General features: G+C 58.1%; 20 protein-coding genes. 9 read left to right on the plus strand and 11 right to left on the minus strand.

What is annotated here, in order from left to right; all coding sequences use genetic code 11:
- The first annotated feature begins 5 nt into the window (after positions 1 to 5).
- Positions 6 to 572, plus strand: a complete 567-nt coding sequence (locus QN399_RS12500) for an rRNA large subunit pseudouridine synthase E (RefSeq protein WP_330201018.1) — start codon at positions 6 to 8, stop codon at positions 570 to 572.
- Positions 573 to 602: 30 nt separating this feature from the next.
- Here QN399_RS12500 and QN399_RS12505 read toward each other — a convergent pair whose 3' ends face one another.
- Together QN399_RS12505 and QN399_RS12510 are read right to left on the minus strand one after the other, a co-directional pair.
- Entirely contained in the window at positions 603 to 803 is a 201-nt protein-coding gene (locus QN399_RS12505) for a DUF2788 domain-containing protein (protein WP_219062813.1), read from the minus strand.
- A 74-nt stretch (positions 804 to 877) separates the two neighbouring features.
- Positions 878 to 1,357 carry an Lrp/AsnC family transcriptional regulator gene (locus tag QN399_RS12510; protein WP_219062658.1) on the minus strand — a complete coding sequence of 160 codons (480 nt, stop codon included), beginning with the start codon at positions 1,355 to 1,357 and terminating at the stop codon, positions 878 to 880.
- A 435-nt stretch (positions 1,358 to 1,792) separates the two neighbouring features.
- Between QN399_RS12510 and QN399_RS12515 the strand changes: the two genes are divergently transcribed.
- Complete coding sequence (locus tag QN399_RS12515) at positions 1,793 to 2,827, plus strand: DUF6515 family protein (protein ID WP_330200994.1); 1,035 nt, start codon at positions 1,793 to 1,795, stop codon at positions 2,825 to 2,827.
- On the opposite strand, the gene QN399_RS12520 is transcribed toward QN399_RS12515, so the two are convergent.
- Positions 2,820 to 3,713 (minus strand): cation diffusion facilitator family transporter, encoded by an 894-nt coding sequence (locus QN399_RS12520; RefSeq protein WP_330200995.1) that lies wholly within the window; start codon positions 3,711 to 3,713, stop codon positions 2,820 to 2,822. The two genes, QN399_RS12515 and QN399_RS12520, sit on opposite strands and share 8 nt — an antisense overlap.
- Before the next feature lie 14 nt (positions 3,714 to 3,727).
- Positions 3,728 to 4,147: a polyribonucleotide nucleotidyltransferase gene (locus QN399_RS12525; protein WP_322218091.1), complete on the minus strand. Its 420-nt coding sequence runs from the start codon at positions 4,145 to 4,147 to the stop codon at positions 3,728 to 3,730.
- Between the two features lie 123 nt (positions 4,148 to 4,270).
- On the opposite strand from QN399_RS12525, the gene hrpB reads away from it, so the two are divergent.
- The gene (gene hrpB, locus QN399_RS12530; protein ID WP_330200996.1) at positions 4,271 to 6,817 is read left to right on the plus strand and encodes an ATP-dependent helicase HrpB; all 2,547 of its coding nucleotides are present in this window, start codon (positions 4,271 to 4,273) and stop codon (positions 6,815 to 6,817) included.
- 102 nt (positions 6,818 to 6,919) lie between these two features.
- On the opposite strand, the gene QN399_RS12535 is transcribed toward hrpB, so the two are convergent.
- The 4 genes from QN399_RS12535 to QN399_RS12550 form a co-directional block, all read right to left on the minus strand.
- The gene (locus tag QN399_RS12535; protein ID WP_322182877.1) at positions 6,920 to 7,660 is read right to left on the minus strand and encodes a hypothetical protein; all 741 of its coding nucleotides are present in this window, start codon (positions 7,658 to 7,660) and stop codon (positions 6,920 to 6,922) included.
- Between the two features lie 709 nt (positions 7,661 to 8,369).
- Entirely contained in the window at positions 8,370 to 8,573 is a 204-nt protein-coding gene (locus QN399_RS12540; RefSeq protein ID WP_322182122.1) for a co-regulatory protein PtrA N-terminal domain-containing protein, read from the minus strand.
- Positions 8,574 to 8,968: 395 nt separating this feature from the next.
- Positions 8,969 to 10,336, minus strand: coding sequence for an ATP-binding protein (locus QN399_RS12545; RefSeq protein WP_330200997.1), 1,368 nt, complete (start codon positions 10,334 to 10,336; stop codon positions 8,969 to 8,971).
- Complete coding sequence (locus QN399_RS12550; RefSeq protein WP_322182118.1) at positions 10,314 to 11,006, minus strand: response regulator transcription factor; 693 nt, start codon at positions 11,004 to 11,006, stop codon at positions 10,314 to 10,316. Before QN399_RS12550 ends, QN399_RS12545 begins: the two co-directional genes overlap by 23 nt.
- 148 nt (positions 11,007 to 11,154) lie before the next feature.
- Here QN399_RS12550 and QN399_RS12555 point away from each other — a divergent pair, with 148 nt between their 5' ends.
- Together QN399_RS12555 and QN399_RS12560 are read left to right on the plus strand one after the other, a co-directional pair.
- The gene (locus QN399_RS12555) at positions 11,155 to 11,889 is read left to right on the plus strand and encodes a response regulator transcription factor (protein ID WP_322182116.1); all 735 of its coding nucleotides are present in this window, start codon (positions 11,155 to 11,157) and stop codon (positions 11,887 to 11,889) included.
- Positions 11,890 to 11,975: 86 nt separating this feature from the next.
- Positions 11,976 to 12,293, plus strand: coding sequence for a hypothetical protein (locus QN399_RS12560; protein ID WP_322182114.1), 318 nt, complete (start codon positions 11,976 to 11,978; stop codon positions 12,291 to 12,293).
- Between the two features lie 155 nt (positions 12,294 to 12,448).
- On the opposite strand, the gene QN399_RS12565 is transcribed toward QN399_RS12560, so the two are convergent.
- Both QN399_RS12565 and QN399_RS12570 read right to left on the minus strand, forming a co-directional pair.
- Positions 12,449 to 13,531: an endonuclease/exonuclease/phosphatase family protein gene (locus QN399_RS12565; protein WP_322182112.1), complete on the minus strand. Its 1,083-nt coding sequence runs from the start codon at positions 13,529 to 13,531 to the stop codon at positions 12,449 to 12,451.
- A 100-nt stretch (positions 13,532 to 13,631) separates the two neighbouring features.
- On the minus strand, positions 13,632 to 14,294 hold the full coding sequence (locus tag QN399_RS12570) for a YciC family protein (protein WP_322182110.1): 663 nt from the start codon (positions 14,292 to 14,294) through the stop codon (positions 13,632 to 13,634).
- 209 nt (positions 14,295 to 14,503) lie between these two features.
- On the opposite strand from QN399_RS12570, the gene QN399_RS12575 reads away from it, so the two are divergent.
- The 3 genes from QN399_RS12575 to QN399_RS12585 all read left to right on the plus strand — a co-directional run bounded on the left by QN399_RS12575 (position 14,504) and on the right by QN399_RS12585 (position 16,581).
- Complete coding sequence (locus QN399_RS12575; RefSeq protein WP_322182108.1) at positions 14,504 to 15,307, plus strand: DUF2076 domain-containing protein; 804 nt, start codon at positions 14,504 to 14,506, stop codon at positions 15,305 to 15,307.
- Between the two features lie 127 nt (positions 15,308 to 15,434).
- The gene (locus QN399_RS12580; protein ID WP_322182106.1) at positions 15,435 to 15,914 is read left to right on the plus strand and encodes an NYN domain-containing protein; all 480 of its coding nucleotides are present in this window, start codon (positions 15,435 to 15,437) and stop codon (positions 15,912 to 15,914) included.
- Between the two features lie 55 nt (positions 15,915 to 15,969).
- Entirely contained in the window at positions 15,970 to 16,581 is a 612-nt protein-coding gene (locus QN399_RS12585) for a 3'-5' exonuclease (protein WP_322182104.1), read from the plus strand.
- 10 nt (positions 16,582 to 16,591) lie between these two features.
- On the opposite strand, the gene QN399_RS12590 is transcribed toward QN399_RS12585, so the two are convergent.
- Complete coding sequence (locus QN399_RS12590; protein WP_322182876.1) at positions 16,592 to 17,047, minus strand: Lrp/AsnC family transcriptional regulator; 456 nt, start codon at positions 17,045 to 17,047, stop codon at positions 16,592 to 16,594.
- A 161-nt stretch (positions 17,048 to 17,208) separates the two neighbouring features.
- Here QN399_RS12590 and yedA point away from each other — a divergent pair, with 161 nt between their 5' ends.
- Positions 17,209 to 18,150, plus strand: a complete 942-nt coding sequence (yedA, locus tag QN399_RS12595) for a drug/metabolite exporter YedA (RefSeq protein ID WP_322182102.1) — start codon at positions 17,209 to 17,211, stop codon at positions 18,148 to 18,150.
- Positions 18,151 to 18,169 lie beyond the last annotated feature (19 nt).

Genomic DNA, 18,169 nt, shown 5'->3' on the forward strand with positions numbered 1-18,169 from the left:
GGCGCGTGGCCAAAGCCCCGCCCGCCGAACCCAAACTGATCCTGTTCAACAAACCGTTTGATGTGCTGACGCAATTCAGCGACGGAGAAGGGCGGGCGACACTCAAGGACTTCATTGCGATCCCGGGCGTGTACCCGGCTGGGCGACTGGACCGTGACAGCGAAGGCTTGTTGCTGCTGACCAACGACGGTCAGCTACAGGCGCGTATTGCCGATCCCAAACACAAGCTGCCGAAGACCTACTGGGTCCAGGTCGAAGGCGAGCCGACGGCTGAGCAGTTGCAGCGTTTGCGTGAGGGTGTCGAACTGAACGATGGCCCGACCTTGCCTGCACAAGCGCGGCAGTTGGACGAGCCTGAGCTTTGGCCGCGCAATCCGCCGGTGCGCTTTCGCCAGAGCATACCGACCAGTTGGCTGGAGTTGGTGATCAAGGAAGGTCGCAACCGTCAGGTTCGGCGCATGACTGCGGCAGTCGGCTTGCCAACCCTGCGGCTGGTGCGCGTGCGCATCGGCGACTGGACTATAGAAGGGCTGGATCAAGGGCAGTGGCGGGAAGTGCTGGCGTCGCTCTGAGGCGTGGTTTGTTGCTGATCGACTGTCCGGTCAGGCTTCAATAAACGCGATCACAACGCTTTTGACCACAAAGGCGAAGATACCCAGTCCGAGTGCGAAGAACAGAATAAAGGTGCCGAACTTGCCAGCCTTGGACTTCTTCGCCAGATCCCAGACGATGAAACCCATGAAGCCGACGAGGATGGTGACCAGGATCGTCATCATCCACTCTTCAAATAGCGCAGGATCGATATCCATCATTAATCTCCAACCGGATGGCAATGGGGCGACGATTATACGGGAAAGTCCGGGGCGCTGCGTGAGGCTTAACCGCGCAGGTGCGTCAACGGTAGTTCCGTACTGGCCAGCACCTGATTGAGTACAAAGCTCGAGCGCACGCTGGTGACGCCGTCGATACGGGTCAGATGGCCCAGCAGCAGTTTCTGATAATGATCCATGTCTGGCACTACGACTTTCAGCTGATAGTCAGCGTCCATCCCGGTCACCAGACTGCATTCGAGTACCTGAGGCAGGGTGCGAATCTGCTGCTCGAAATGCTCGAAACGCTCGGGCGTGTGTCGATCCATGCCGATCAGCACATAGGCGGTCAGGTTCAGGCCCAGCTTTTTGCGGTCTAGCAGCGCAACCTGGCGGGAAATATAGCCGTCGTCTTCCAGCTGTTTGACCCGTCGTGAGCACGGTGATGGCGACAAGCCGATGCGTTCGGCCAGTTCTTGGTTGGAGATGCGCGCGTCACGTTGCAGCTCAGCCAATATGTTCAGGTCATATCTGTCGAGTTTGCTCACTAAATGCCCCTTTATAATATCTATTGCGCTGAATTATCTATCTGAAGTTAAAAATTGCGCAAGTCATGTTTTATTGAGCAGTATTCGCAATCCTCTGCTGCTGCCTCAAGCCTATTCTTAACACCAGAATCACTGCCCGGACATAGCGTCCAGCGCGGCTCTCCGAATCAGGTCAGCCGCGGCCGCCAACCCCACAGGGTTGGGCAGGCCCCCGGGCTACACACTGTCCAGAAGACGGCGTGAGGTGAGCCAGCGTCAAAAGCGTTGAGCACGGACGAAATTCCCGAAGGGGGCCATCACTGGCTCCCTTTTTTTATGTGCGCGACCTTTAGCTAAAAGCGTCCGCCACATGTCGAATGGGCTGTTAAAGTGCTGCTTCTGGCGCATCCAAAAAGCAGTTTTATCAATGGGCATTTGCACCATAGTGAGGAAAGCATGAAATCGCGCATCTGGCGTTTGGCAGGTGTAAGTTTGCTGTGTTTGAGTGTCAACGCTCAGGTGCTGGCGGACGAACGAAATGATTCAGGGCCGAACCAAAACGATAACGGCCGTAACGGCGAGAATCATGAGCGTCCGGGCAATTCGGGCCAGGGCCGCCCAGAATTCGGGCAAGAGCAGCGCCAGCAGCAAGACCAACAACGTCAGCAGCAAGTACAGCAACAACAGCGCCAGCAGCAAGACCAACAGCGTCAGCAGGATCAACAACGTGAGCAGCAACAGCGCCTGCCCATCCAGAGTCGCCCCGACGAGGTGCGGCAAACCCAGCAACCGCGTCAGGGTTATTACCAAGACAATCCTCGTCAGGGCAATTCAAACCAGAATCAACACTGGCAGAGCGGCAACTCGCCGCGCCCTGGTGGTGGCGACGGGCGACCTGGTAATGACCATTGGCAAGGCCGGCCCGATGGGCATGGCAACGGTTGGGGCTCAGGCCCGCAGTACCGTCCCGGGTATGAGATAGACCGTATGCCAAGCAGCCATTCGCGTATTGGCTGGCGTGGACAGGATTACTTTTATTCCGGTGGTTACTGGTATCGCCCACAAGGCCCGCGCTACGTGATAGTGACGCCGCCCTACGGGATTCATGTGCGCAGCTTGCCGTCGTTTTCGCAAGAGGTCTGGCTGGGCAGCACGTTGTTCTTCCTGGCTGCGGGTACCTATTACGTGTATCAGGCGGAGACTCAGGACTATGTTGTCGCCACTCCGCCGCAGGGTATCGAGCCCATCTATGCCCCAGGTCCGCCACCGCAGCAGGTGCAAACCAATGGCTATGATCCCGTGGCTTACCCCGCCAACGGTCAGGGTCCCGAGCAGCAACAGCAGGATATGTACGAGTGCCATATGTGGGGCGTGAACCAAAGCGGCTTTGACCCGGCAGCCGCAGCCTATGCGCCTCCGGCCTCGGTTGCGGACATCTACCGCCGTTCGATGGCTGCTTGCCTTGCAGGGCGCGGTTACAGCGTCAACTAACGCTGGGTTCGAGCACTTCTCGCGGGTCGGCGTGTACCAGCACTTCGGCCTTCGGGAACGCTTCCTGAATGGCATCGGCTGCTTGGTCACACAGAGCGTGGGCGACGGACAGGGTCAAATGCCCTGGCAGTTCCAGGTGCAACTGAACGAACCAATGATTGCCCGATATCCGGGTGCGTATGTCATGGGCGCCCAGTACGCCGGGCACGCTGCACGCCATGTCCAGCATGCTCTGGCTGACATCCGGCGGTAGTTCTTGATCCATGAGCACCGACACGGTTTCGCGAGCGATCTGGACCGCGCTCCACAAAATGTACACGGCGATTGTCAGACCAAAATACGCGTCCAGTTGTTGCCAGCCGAACAGGGCAAGGATCAGCGTCAGCAGGATACTGGCGTTCAGCAGCAGGTCGGAACGGTAATGCAGGGAGTCGGCGCGGATGGCGGTCGAGCCGGTTTCGCGGATGACCTTGTACTGCAGCATTAGCAGTGCCACCGTCAGCACTATCGACAACACCATCACCGCAATCCCCAACCCCGGCGCCCCCAACGGCTCCGGGTGGAGAATCCGTTCGACCGCTTGATAGGCGATCAGCATCGCACTCGTGGCGATGAACAGCGCCTGGGCAATGCCTGACAGTGCTTCCGCCTTGCCGTGGCCGTACCGGTGATCGTCATCGGCCGGACGCAACGCATAATGCACCGCCAGCAGATTGAGGAACGACGCCACGCCATCGAGCGCCGAGTCGGTCAACCCGGCCAGCAGGCTGATCGAGCCACTCAGCCACCAGGCAATGCCTTTGGTGACGATCAGGATGCTCGCGACAGCCAGTGAAGCACGGGTCGCCAGACGCAACAGGCGCGCGTGTTCGGGGAGGGTGGTCATGGTGCTTTCCTAAATCAGGCGGACGGTTGCAGGCCGTACATCGCCAACTGTTGCGCGCTGCCACGGTGCTGGATCAGGCGTGGGTCATTGAGCGGCAGGCTGCGGCCCAGCTCTTTTTCGAGGATTGCTTGCAGTTTGCTGTTATCGACGCTGCCGTCAGCCTTGATCGCCGGTTGCAGCTTTTCAGGGCTGACCTGGGCGGTGCTGCCGCCGGGCAAATAGATAGCACCGGTGGCAAAGTCGACGCCAAAGGCGATCAAACCGGGAATGATGTAGAACAACAGGCCGATTGCATCAAGACCGATCACCAGGGGGTCGACCTTGCCGTCGATTTGTCCACGGCGGTCGGGGAAGAAAATGCTGCCGCAGGCGGTCATTTGGGTCAGTAAGGCAGCGACCAGAACGCCGCCGATAATGCGGGAAGGAATGCGCATAAAGATCTCCTGAATGATGGGGGTAACTATACAAGGCAAATGCTTCATGGCTAAGACTATTGCAGTCGCCCTTCGTGCGATGACGCCGGCCCCGTATAATCGGCAGCCTGTTCTGGAGCTGCCATGATTTCTCTGCCAATCGATGCTGTCCTGCCTGCCTTGCGCGATGCCCTGGCGGCGCGCCACGAAGCGGTGCTCGAAGCACCGCCCGGTGCCGGTAAAACCACGCGTGTGCCCCTGGCGCTGTTGCAAGAGCCGTGGCTCGCCGGGCAGACCATCCTGATGCTTGAGCCGCGGCGGTTGGCAGCGCGAGCGGCGGCTGAGCGGTTGGCCTGGGAGTTGGGCGAAAAAGTCGGTGAAACCGTCGGCTATCGGATCCGCCTGGAAAGCAAAGTTGGTCCCACGACCCGAATCGAAGTGGTCACGGAAGGTATTCTCACCCGTCGCTTGCAGGACGATCCGGCGCTGGAAGGCGTCGGCCTGCTGATCTTCGATGAGTTCCACGAGCGCAGCCTGGATGCCGACCTCGCACTGGCCTTGAGTCTGAATGGACGGGGGCTGTTCCGGGACGAGCAACCGCTAAAGATTCTGTTGATGTCGGCGACGCTGGAAGGTGAACGGCTGTCCAGTCTGCTGGGCGATGCGCCTGTTGTCCGCAGTGACGGGCGCATGTTTCCGGTGGCGATGCGCTGGGGGCGAGCCTTTCAGGTCGGTGAATTTATCGAGCCTAGGGTGGTGCAAACCGTACTCGATGCGCTGGGTGATGAGTCGGGCAGCGTGCTGGTGTTCCTGCCGGGGCAGGCCGAGATTCGTAGGGTCAATCAACAATTGGCCGAGGTTCTTGGCGAGCGCCACGATATTTTGCTGTGTCCGTTGCACGGCGAGCTGGACTTGAATGCCCAGCGCGCGGCTATCGAGCCCGCGCCGAGCGGCACACGCAAAGTGGTGCTGGCGACCAATATCGCCGAGACCAGTCTGACCATTGATGGGGTGCGGGTGGTGATCGATGCGGGATTGGCGCGCGTGCCGCGTTTCGATCCCGGCAGCGGCATGACGCGTCTCGACACTCAGCGCATCTCCCGCGCCAGTGCCACCCAGCGCGCTGGGCGGGCGGGGCGACTGGAGCCGGGCGTGTGTTATCGGCTGTGGTCCGAAGCCCAGCACGATCAATTGGCCGCCTATGGCACGGCAGAAATTCTTCAGGCGGATCTGGCAGGGCTTGCCTTGCAACTGGCGCGCTGGGGCGTTACGCCGGCGCAATTGGTGTGGCTCGACCAGCCACCGGCGGCGGCCTATGCGCAAGCTCAGGACCTGCTCGGCCGGTTGGGCGCGCTGACCCGGAAATCGGGTGAAGACTGGAAACTCACCGGGCACGGCCAGGCCATGGCTGAGCTGCCCGCGCATCCACGCATCGCGCATTTACTGTTGCGCGGTCAGGCGTTGGGTCTGGGCGAACTGGCCTGTGACGTCGCGGCCTTGCTCGGCGAGCGTGACATCTTGCGTGGCGGCGGTGCGGACCTGCACTCCCGCCTGACCTTGCTGGCCGGCACCGAGCGTGCGGCGCGTGGCGCTCAAGGCGGGGTGCAGCGGGCAAAACAACTGGCGCGGCAGTACCGAAGTCTTTTGCAGCGGCAGCAGCGCGGAGCGGCGAACACCCCGGTCAGCGATCCGGATCACCCACGCTGGTTGGGCGCCTTGCTGGCGCTGGCCTATCCGGATCGCGTGGCCCAACAGCGGCGTGCCGGTGGCGCTGAATATCGCCTGGCCAACGGCCGCGCCGCGTTGTTCGCGGAAGCCGATGCCTTGATGAAACAACCCTGGCTGGTGGTCGCCGACCTCGGTAGTCGCCAGGGCCAGCGCGAAGAACGTATTTATCTGGCGGCGGAATTTGATCCGGCACTGTTCGACTCAGTACTCGCAGAACAAGTGATTGCCCTCGATCATCTGGAGTGGGACGAGCGAGAAGGAGTGTTCCGTGCCGAGCGTCAGCGCAAGGTGGGCGAACTGATCCTCAGTCGCGAGCCACTGACCGGCCTCGACGAATCCGCCCGCAGCCAGGCGTTATTGGCACTGATTCGGCGTAAAGGGCTGGAACTGTTGCCGTGGACCCCCGAGCTGCGCCAATGGCAGGCGCGGGTGGCGTTGCTGCGTCAGCTGGATCTGGACAAACAGGCCGATAGCGAATGGCCGGATGTGCGTGATGCGGCGTTGCTCGCGAGCCTGGAGAACTGGTTGCAGCCTTACCTGGGCAAGGTGTCGCGCCTCAGTCATTTCGCCAACCTGGACCTATCGTCGATCCTGCACAACGTGCTGCCGTGGCCGTTACCGCAACGCCTGGATGAGCTGGCGCCGCATCACCTGAGCGTGCCGTCCGGTTCTTCAGTGCGTCTGGATTACAGCGAACATCCACCGATTCTGGCGGTGCGTTTGCAAGAGCTGTTCGGCTTGGCTGAAACCCCGCGCATTGCGGGCGGCCGACAAATTATCAAACTGCACCTGCTGTCACCTGCCCGCCGCCCGGTGCAGGTGACTCAGGACCTGGCCAGCTTCTGGCGCAGCACCTATCTAGAGGTAAAAAAAGACCTCAAGGGGCGTTACCCGAAACACTACTGGCCCGAAGACCCTCTGGTGGCTGAAGCTACAGCGCGGATCAAGCCGCGTAAGCCCTAGGGGCTCTCCGAACACGTCCTCAAATGTGCTGGAAAAGTGACCACATTATGTTGTGCGTTTTTTCGACACGGGGCTTCATTTTCGCACTGCTCCATAAACCGTTTAGCCGTACACTTCTTCGGCGCTGCGGGCCTTGGCGGCGAAGAACACCAGTACGACCAATACACCGGCCAGTACTAACGATGAACCAACGGTGCCAAAATCCAGACCACCTTTTTCATGAGACTTGGTCAGGAAGTCACCGAGTGTCGCGCCGAACGGTCGGGTCAGGACAAACGCCAACCAGAAGAGCAGCACGGTGGAAATCCGCGTGTAGAACTTGGCCAACACCACTGCGGCAATTGCCGTCCCGATCAGCAGTGCGCCGCCGGCAAAGCCCAGGCCGGAGTCATCCGCCAGGTAATCGCCTAACGCTGTCCCCAGCGTGTTGGAAATCAGAATGGCCGCCCAATAGAACAGCTCGCCTTTAGTGGTGTGGATGTTGTTCACCGACAGGCTTTTTTCGCTCAATCGCCAGACGGCAAAAATCGCGATCAACAGGCTGATCAGAATCAGCGAGCCGGACGCATAGCCCAGGCCCAGGGTGCGATCCATAAAGTCCGACATGGTGGTGCCTGCGGTACTGGTGGAGAGAATAACGATCCAGTACAACACCGGCTTATAGCTCTTCGAAAACAGCTGCAAGCCAAGTGTAATCAGGAAGGCGCTTATCAGAATCAGCGAGCTGATCGCATACCCCACATTCAGTGTCATCGACAGTAAATCGCCAGCGGTCTCGCCGAGGGTGGTGGCACAGATTTTCATCACCCAGAACGCCAGGGTTATTTCCGGCAACTTGTTCAGATGGAGAGGGGTGCTCATAGGGGGGATGTGCTCCTGAAATCGGATTAGAACTATGAAGTACAGCGTTTTAAAAAGCCGCCGTTCGCCCCGGATCAACCTATATCCACTGCGGACGCCAGGTCTATGTTAGGGGGCAACGAACAAGCGGTAGCGCGAAGTACAGGCGGGCGCAATGTACGCTGTGGAAGGTCAACGTTCCGTCAAAGCCAAACCAGAGTTAATTCATTAAGTGAGTCTCTCTGATGTAAGAAGTACGCCTGAGTGTCTGTGTTTGTTGATGAAGCCCCCGTGAGTAGTTAGCTCAGGTGAAGAGGGCTTTAATAGAGTTTCTTGGGTAAATGGATTGTAGATTTTGACACGTTGATGATCATTCGCGTAACGCGCGCCATCGCGGAAACTGCTCCGCTTTGAATATGATTCAGGTAACGGAATGATGTTCCGTGGTGACATGAAACTGATCTTATGGTTCAGCGCTGCCATTCTGTCTTGCCGCGCATAACCGGGATGACGCTCGTCCATTTGAACGTGCAATCCGGGCCGGTTGGACTACGCCTGGGGCCCGATACGTCTATCGCCGTTACCACGTCGAGTCCTGCCGCCATATGGCGAGCAAGTCCTCGATTCACCTCAGGTTCTATACGGCGGCCCACTGAATCCCATGACACTTCAAGCGCATGGCGACCCCGTTGAATGAATGGGCGGTTCATTGTTAGTTGGAACGTTCAACATCGTGGTTGACCGCTTTCTGTGCAATCACTACGGCCTGGTCATGTTTGGCCTGCTGGTAGTGCGTCATTGAGACCTCACGAGCGGCGTCCATCCGTGCTACTACGCGGTCTCCACCACCTTCAGCCAACGCCGCTACGGAGGCACTCATCAGGCTGACGATCAAAAGAGCTTTAAGGGTTTTCATTGGGGAATCTCCACGGTTAAGGTAATGCCAGTTCGAAGGTGACTGGCATAAGCTTCAGGCTTGCGCTCATTCTAAAGCGGGCAACCTTTCAGGCTGTTCCCCGGTGCATAAACTTTTCGACAGGATTGTTTTATAGGTTCGATGTCCATGCAGATAGGGGATCACCGTGAGCATCAAGTTCAGGGTTGCCTGAAACTGGCTTATCAATACGAAATTGAAAAAGGTTATTAGGCTATTGCCCACGTGAACAAAAAACGTGTGCTGTCGAGCGAGCAGACCGAGTGATTGGGTGTTTCCGTCAGCGCCATGGCAGAAGCCGATGGCGCAATATGGGTCCGGGCATGCCACTGACCGTGGTCAGCAGCCAAAATACCGACGCTGGCGATACCGCGCTCTCAAACTGACAGCGCTTTACCCACCAGGTCGATCTGGCACCCCGGCTGCGCGTCCTGCACCTGTAATGTCATGTCATGCAGGCGGGCAACCGCAGACACCATGCTTAAGCCGAGTCCATTGCCCGCCATGTGGCGGCTGGACTCGGAACGGTATAGTCGACGGAACACGGCTTCGCGCTCAGCCTGCGGAATGCCAGGCCCATTGTCTTTGACGCGGATTCCGCTATGGGTCGCGTCAGCAACCACGATGACCTGAACGCGGCCGCCATCGGGTGAGAACTTGATGGCGTTGTCGAGCAGGTTACAGGCGGCATCGAACAGCAACTGAGGATCCCCTGACAGATTTGCCGGTTTTTTGCTGAGAACCAGTTCCAGAGTCATGCCTCGCTCTTCGGCCAGCGGCTCGAACAGTTCCGTGGCATCTGCCGCGATCCGGTTCAGGTCGACCATGGCGAAGTTGCTGCGTCGGGCACTGCTTTCAATTTCGGAGATGCGCAGCAGCGCTCGAAATGTCTGCAAAAGACCCATGGCCTCTTCAATGGCCGAGTCAATGGCTGTCGCATATTCATCCTTGCTCAGGCTGCGTCGCTGGGCGCGTTCCAGTCCGGCGATCAGGCGGGTGAGTGGAGTGCGCAGATCGTGGGCGATGTCGTCACAGACACCTTTGACTTCACTCATCAGACGTTCGAGTTCATCGAGCATACCGTTGACGACGCTGGCTATACGGTCAATGTCATCCCGGTTACCGCGAGTCGGCAAACGCTTGCTGAGATCACCCTCTATGATCCGTTCTATCGAACGACTAAGGGCGTCCAGCCGGCGTCTGGCGGAATAGCCAAGAGTGATCGCTCCGAGCAGGCCGACCACCACCAGCAGCGCGCCCCCAGAGATCAACGCATTAATCAACAGCTCGTCGAATTCATGAATATCGTAGATGTCTTGAGCCACCAGCAGTTTTTGCCCGTTTTCCAGTTGGTGAACCATGAAGCGAATGGGACGACTGTGTTCGTTCTGTTTATGCCATACGACCTGATAGGGTCTGTCGTAACGCTTGAAATCGGGTAACGTCTGGATCGCACCCGCTATCAGCTGATCATCGGCGCTGAATAAGGCGTGTGGGGTACGACTCTCTGTGTCCTGTTCGGTATGCTGACGGATTTCCTGTTGTCGCAATGCAGGCGCTTGTCGGCTGCGGATGTCGATCTGGTGGTACAGCGATGCGTCAACTTCTGACTTCAAATAGCCGGTCGTCTGCCAATATATGTAGCCAAACAGGGCAAGGAACGAACAGCCGAACAGCGCCAGAAACATCAGCGCGGTACGAAAGCTGATGGTGCGCGGTATTTCACGCAGGTGAGCGGAGAACATAGCCGGCTCCGCGAATGGTATGGATCATCTGTTCTTCGCCTTCGGCATCGATCTTGCGGCGCAAGCGCCCGATATGTACTTCAATCACGTTGGTGCGCTCGTCGTAGCTGTAATTCCAGACGGCTTCGAACATCATCGTGCGGGTCACCACTTGGCCTGCATGCTGAACCAGGTATTCAAGCAGGGCATACTCCCGGGGTAAGAGGTCTATCTGCCTATCACCTCGGCGCACGGTGCGACGTAACAGATCAAGATCAAGATTGGCGACCCGTAGACGACTTTCCCGCTCTTGGTCCGGTTGCGCGATACGCCGTCGGCTCAGGGCATCCAGACGTGCGGTCAACTCGATGAACTCGAATGGCTTGGTCAGGTAATCATCACCGCCAGCACGCAAGCCGCGAACCCGTTCGTCGAGTGCGCTCAGCGCACTGAGAATCAGCACCGGCGTCGCGACACCTGATGCGCGCAAGGCGGTGAGCATGCCTAGTCCATCCAGGGCACCGGGAAGCATACGATCCAAGACGATAATGTCGAACGTGTCGCCAATGGCTTTTAACAGGCCGTCGCGACCGTTGTTGGAGCAGGTCACGTCAAAGCCATGATCCTGCAAGGCTGCTTCGATTTCGCGGGCAGTGGTGGGGTCGTCCTCGACGACTAGAACATGGGTCATGAGCGTTGCACAGGCCTCGGTTGGGCGGACAGATGGGGCGTGGCGCTGGCCCTCGACCCTTTCAGTGGCATAGTGTGCCAAACCGAAGTAAACGCACAGGTCGCGTGAACATGAAAGAAAGTTTAGGTTCGCTATCGGAGGGCTGCGTGTGCGCATCCTGGTAATTGAAGACGATGCTCGCGCGTCGGCTTATCTGTTACGCGGCTTGAGTGAAAGCGGCCATATCGTCGATGTCGCCGAAGAAGGCCGACAAGGCTTGGCGATGGCGCTCGAGGAGTTGTATGACGTGCTTGTCGTCGATCGCAAGTTGCCGGGAATGGATGGCTTGGCGCTTGTGCGTGAATTACGCCGCCGGCAGTTGCACACGCCGATACTGATGCTAAGCGCGCTGGCCTCGACCGCTCAACGGGTCGAAGGTCTGCAGGCCGGATGCGATGACTATCTTGCCAAGCCCTATGCCTTTATTGAAGTGCTGGCCCGAGTGGACGCCTTGCTGCGGACACGGGGTCAGGTTCCTGGCCCTTCGCGAATACTCCGGGCGGGGGAACTCCATCTTGATTGTGCTACACGCCAGGCAACTCGCCAGGGGCGTACCATCGCATTAGCCTATCGGGAAACCTTGATATTGGAAAAGCTGATGCGCCACAGCGGTGAGATCGTGACCCGCAGCATGCTTCTGGAGAGCGCCTGGGATTACGAGTTTGACCCTAACGACAATGTGATCGATAAGCATATTTATCGCTTGCGCTGCAAACTCGACGAAGGTTTTGCCAGTTCGTTGATACAGACCGTGCCAAGTGCAGGGTATCGTCTTGAGGTAGACGTTAAATCTCCTCGTGATGACAGCATCGAAACGGGGGCAGAAAAGATGGGTAATAGTTAGAGTTGCACAATGCCGTCAAAGGGCATTGCGTCAATCTCCTCTCGTGTCTATAAAGTGGCACTTAACTCCCCCAAAAAGATGTCGTAATGAATACAGGACTGACTGAGCAAGAAATGCGAAACGCTTTGGGGCTTGATATCAAAGCCGAGGCTGCACCAGAGGAACCAGAGCAAAGACAGGTCTCACCGCCCGCAGCAGTACCGAAGCCTAAAAAAAGAGCTTCCACCGGGCTTCGCGTTACCCTTCGGGTGACACGGGAGTTCGAAGGCGAAGAGAGCCTGTTCATTCACGATGCCAATACGTTGAGTCGTTTTGATGCCGAGCAGCTAGCCAGAAAAGCGGCGGCCAAAGAAAAGTATAGATTTTTCGAGTTGGTCTCCATTGGCGCTATAGGGCAACTCTGAGGATGGCTCTGCTCTGCTCTGCTCAGATCTGGATCGGCAAGGCAGGCGCCTGTCCTTGGCTACGAACATTTCCTGGTGCCCGGTTAACAGGAAGCTATTCGAACTCTTTGCTGGGCACGACCGCGCGGGCTACCCGCGAAGTGGGCGATGCGGTCTTAAGGCAGCATCGGCAGCAGGAACCGCGCTATCACCGGGAAGTGATCAGAGATCAACAGGGTGTCGTCCCCGCGCACCTGAGCGTCTATGCGCTTGAGTCGCGGGCTGTAGAAAAAGTAATCCACGGTCCGGTCCGGGCCACTGATGCGCGGGTCGTTGGGGAAGTGGGTCAACCACTTGCCGCGATCAACACCGCCGACTTCAGTGTTGCTCGGGATCATCGGGTACTTGTCCCACAGGCTGTGCAATGCACTGTCTGGCATGTATTCACTGCGCAGTTCCGGGGCCAGCCGTTGGTATTGTCCGAGGGGCAACAGATTGAAATCGCCCCCGATCAACCAAGGCGTGCCGCGACTCTCGAATGTATCCAGCAGTTTGCCGGTCGCCTCTATCTGGCGCTGCAGCGTGTCGTCGTTCGGAGTGAAGGTGTCCAGGTGCGTATTGATCACTGCCAGTTGTCCGCCATCGCGCAGTGGCAGGTAACTCACGAGCAGGGCGCGTTTGGGCTGGAACTGGCGCTGAATCGGATGGGTCGAGGGTTGCGGTAGCTGGATGCGTTCAGCGTGTTCGATTTCGTAGCGACTCAGGGTGGCCAGTTTCATCCCGACGCTGCCAAAGATATGCGGGCTCGGAATGAAGTCGGCCTTCCAGTAAAACGCCTCCGAACTGCAGGGGAACAGGTCACTGAGCCGCTCTTGCAGCAACGTCAGCTGGTTGTCGTAGTGAGTGCTTTTGGCGCCGTCGTTCACCTCTTGCAGGAGGATAATGTCCGGCTGTTCATCGCGGATCACTCGAACCACTTCATCGAGGTTGTAGGCAGTGTCTTCCTGCGTAGGGCGATCATCCGGGCCGCTGCCATCGGCCATGTTGTACCAGAACACATAACGCTTGCCGGCCAGGTATTGGATATTCCAGGTCATGACTTTCAGTGCTTGGCCGGGCACCAATACCGGTGCCGGGTTTTTACAACTGGCCTGCAGCAGCTCGCGTGCTGCGGGATGCCAGGTCAGGTTGTAGATCAGCAGGCACATCAAGCCAATCGCCAACAGGCCAATCAAGATGTAGCGCAATAAACGGGTCATCGGCTCAACTTAGAACGCAGAACGTTCAATGACTGAATCGCGTTGCAAGATGAGCCTGAGCATAGCTGAGGTGTTGCCAAAGGGGCAGAGGCTTGGCAGGTCAAACCTTTTCCGGGGCGTCGTCGATCAGCATGAACAAGCGGAACATCACGACGCTGGTAAATAACTGCAAAAAGCTGCTGGTGCTGTCGATGATCAAGGAAACCGGCATGCTCAGCGGTTCTGGCAGGATGAACAGGCTGACCCCTTCAAGTACCGACAAGGGCACGTAGACGCACAGCACGCAGGCCAGGATCCGCAGAAAATGACCTTGGGTCATCTTGATGCTCTCGCGCATGGCCGCCAGTGGCGTCATCCCGCGCAAGACCAGCAGGTACTCGGAGAACACCAGTTTGACCATCACCCAGATGCCGGGAATGACGAACATCGACAAGCCAAACATGATCAGCAGCGTGCTCAAGGCCGACAGTACGGCAAAGGTCGGCCACAGCCGCAACGCCATGGCCATCAAATCGCGTTTACGCGGTTGTTCGCTGCGCGTGCGGGCGTCCAGGAACAGAATCAGCGCGCCGGTATACAGCGGGTAGAACAGCAGGCCAACGAGTAATTCGTAAGCAGGCGAGGCGTCAGCGGCCAGTGCATTGCTGAGCATTTGTTTACTCAATGCCTCGACCACCACCAGCGGCAGGCACAGCATCAGGATGCTGGTCAGGTTGCGCCGAAAAAAATACAGCGAGTCTTGTAGAACGGTCAGCGGATTCATTGATCGGGATCGCAAGGCAAAAAGCGGTGCCACACTTTAGCGTATGGCCGATGGCGGGCCAACCGCGCACTTTACCCAGAGACCTATCCACGGGTGAGGCAACTTTTTGAAGCCTCTATTGAAACGGCGTCGATCAACCCCATTATCTTGATTACGTCTGGTCAATCTGACTGGGCGATGTTTTTTAACGGCAATCTAACGAGGTCGCCATGAACAGCGAAGAACAAACCCTGATCGATGGCCTGTTCTCGAAAGTGAGACAAGCCGAAGCGGATTCAGCCCCCCGGGATGCCCAGGCTGAAGCACGGATCAAGGAGCATCTGAACCAGCAGCCAGCCGCCCCGTACTACATGGCGCAGGCGATCCTGGTGCAAGAAGCGGCGATCAAACAACTCGATGAGCACGGCAAACAGCTCGCCGAGCAGGTCAAGCAACTGCAGGCCCAACTGCAACAAGCGCAAGCTCAGGCGGCGGCTCCGGCGCCAAGCGGCGGCGGTTTCCTGTCGAGCATCTTTGGTGGCTCGCGCGATGCCCAGCCTCAAGCCCAGCCACAATCGTTCTCGCAACCTCGTCCGGCAGCCGCGCAGCCTTCTTCCGGTGGCTGGCGCGAACCAGCACCTTCGGCAAGCCCACCACCATACAACGCTCCACAAGGCAATTACGCTGCCCCGCCTCAAGGCCAGTTTCAACCACAAGCACCTGCCGCGCCTATCGGCAGTGGATTTCTCGGTGGCGCATTGAAGACGGCAGCCGGTGTAGCGGGTGGTGTGATGTTGGCACAAGGCATCAGTAGCCTGTTCCATAACAACCAGCAACCGCAGGAAGTGGTCGAGGTGATCAAGGAAGAGCCAAGCCAGGCCAATGACAACAGCAGCAATAATGACTGGGGTAACGACAATCAGCGCGTGACCGACAACAGTGGCTATGGCAACGACCAGGGTGGCTTCGCCGATACCGACTACGGCAATGATGACGGCGGTTCGTTTTCCGACGATGACGACTCGTTCGTCTGATTGAAGTACGTCTACAGGGGTAACACCCCTTCTCTTCAAATATCCCCCAAGCTGGCATACTGAGCACCGACCCAATTCCCGGGTCGTTGCTGCCAGCTTGCGCACGCCTGCGCCATGAGGATTTCCGGTGAAGAAAATTGCGGTGTTCGCCGATGTACAGAACCTCTATTACACCGTGCGCCAGGCTTATGGTTGCCACTTCAACTACGCCGCCCTGTGGGCCGATATCAGCCAGCGCGGGCAGATTGTCGAGGCGTATGCCTACGCCATTGATCGGGGTGACAGCAAACAGCAGCAGTTCCAGCAGATTCTGCGCAATCTGGGTTTTACGGTGAAACTCAAACCTTACATCCAGCGCAGCGACGGCTCGGCCAAGGGCGATTGGGACGTAGGTATCACCATCGATATCATGGACGCCGCGCCGCATGTCGATGAGGTGGTGTTGGCGTCGGGTGATGGCGACTTCGATCTGCTGCTTGAGCGTATCATCAGCAAACACGGGGTTGAGGCCATCGCCTATGGCGTGCCAGGGTTGACCGCCAACTCACTGATTCGCGCCGCCAGCCGTTATGTGCCGATCGAAGGCGCGCTGCTGTTGAAAAACTGATCGGCTGAAACACTGACTTTTTTGTTTTTGAAATTTTTGACGGGTTGGATCACGTTTGGAACGCATTGCAGTCATCGACTTTGAAACCACCGGCATTTCCCCCAACAACAGCTGTCGGGCCACCGAGATTGCCGTGGTGATCATGGAGCAGGGGCGCATTGTCGAGCGTTACCAAAGCCTGATGAATGCCGGGGTGCGTATCCCCGCGTTTATCGAAGGGCTGACCGGCATCAGCAACAGCATGCTGCGCACGGCACCGTCGGCGACTCAGGTCATGAATGAAGTGGCAGATTTTGTCGGCACCACGCCGCTGGTGGCGCATAACGCCTCATTCGACCAGAAGTTCTGGGACTACGAACTGTCGCGCATTCAACGCAGTCGCGAACAAAGCTTTGCCTGTTCGATGCTGTTGGCGCGCCGCTTGATGCCGGGTGCACCGAACCACAAACTGGGCACCCTGACTACGTGGGCCAAGCTGCCGCACACGGGCAAGGCGCACAGGGCCATGGCCGATGCGGAGATGGCGGCCAACCTCACGGCGCACCTGGCCAATGAACTGCGGCAGACTCATGGCATCGCCGGGGTGTCCCATCAGTTCCTGTGCACCTTGCAGAAAGTCCCCGCAGCTAAAATCAGCGAAGCCCTGAAGCGTCAGCGCGGTTTTTAAGCGCGGCCTTTCAGGCTTTCCCGTTACCGTCCAGATGGCCCAGCGGCATGCGCCGATCAATCGCTGTCGACAGCACGATTGAGGTTTTGCTGAAACCGAACTGTGCCACCCGGTTGATCAGGTCCTCCAATTCCGGCATCGAACCGACAGCCGCCTGCATGATCACGCACGGGTCCCCCGTGACGCGGTGGCATTGGGTCAGCTCGGGAATCCGCACCAGATCATCGTAGGCCTGCTGATTACCATGGCTGGCCAGGCGCAACTCGATCACGCATTGAATCGGCAGGCCGACCTTGGCCATGTCCACTTTCGCCTCATAGCCGGTGATGACGCCGCAGGCCTCCAGCTTGGCCACGCGTTCGGCCACTGCGGGGGCCGACAGGTTGACCAGGCGCGCCAATTGCGCAAAAGAAGCGCGACCGTTTTTCAGCAGCGCATCGAGCAAGACTCGATCGTATTTATCCAGGGTCATCACGCACCTTTGGCCAACTTTCGAAAGTACTGTTTATAAGCCAAACATCCGTTCTTTGAAAAGTATTGGCTGTGAATAAACAGGGTTTACTGCTTATTTTTACGCTGCCACTTTCATAAGATAAGTCATCATAAAAACTGACTTAAGAGCCTGGTATGTCGAACTCACGCCGCTTTCCATTGCTCCTGATTGGCGCTTTCTTTGCTTTGTATGTGATTTGGGGATCGACCTACCTGGTGATTCGCATCGGCATCGAGTCCTGGCCGCCATTGATGATGGCCGGGGTGCGCTTTCTGATTGCCGGGTGCCTGCTCTATGCCTTCATGCGCTTTCGCGGGACCCCTGCACCGACCTGGACGCAATGGAAGGCGGCGGGGATGATCGGCTTTTTGCTGCTCGCCTGTGGCAACGGAGGGATCACGGTGGCCGAACATTTGGGCGTGACGTCCAGTGTCGCGGCCCTGTCTGTGGCGGTTGTGCCCTTGTTCACACTGCTGTTTGGTCTGTTATGGGGGCATCGCAACACCCGTCTGGAATGGGCCGGAATCTTCCTGGGCTTGATCGGTATCGGCCTGCTTAATATGGGGTCCAATCTGCAGTCCAGCCCGTATGGCGCTGCGCTGGTGATTTTCGCGGCAGCCTCTTGGGCGTTCGGTTCGGTCTGGAGTAAAAGCCTGCCGTTGCCAGTCGGTCCCATCGCCAGCGGGGCGGAAATGATCGTCGCCGGTGTGGTGCTGTTGATCGGCAGCGCCTTGAGCGGTGAGCATCTGCACACAATGCCGAGCGCAGCAGGCTGGGGCGCCTTGGCGTACCTGGTGGTGTTCGGCTCGATCGTGGCGTTCAGCGCATACATGTACCTGCTGAAAAACGTGCGCCCGGCGGCCGCGACCAGCTATGCGTACGTCAACCCAGCCGTGGCGGTGCTGCTGGGTACTTTGTTCGCGGGTGAACACATCGGCGTCGAAGAGTGCATGGCGATGGCAGTCATCATCAGCGCGGTGGTGCTGATCGGTTTGCCACAGTGGCGCAAGCAACCTGCCCTGGAACAACAGCCGGAACAAAAACAGGAACAGGCTGGATCGGTGCGGACAGGGTAAACTGCGCGCCTTGCGCTGA

Origin of the sequence: Pseudomonas sp. 10C3, from assembly GCF_036346185.1 — a bacterium.
Taxonomy (GTDB): Bacteria; Pseudomonadota; Gammaproteobacteria; order Pseudomonadales; family Pseudomonadaceae; genus Aquipseudomonas.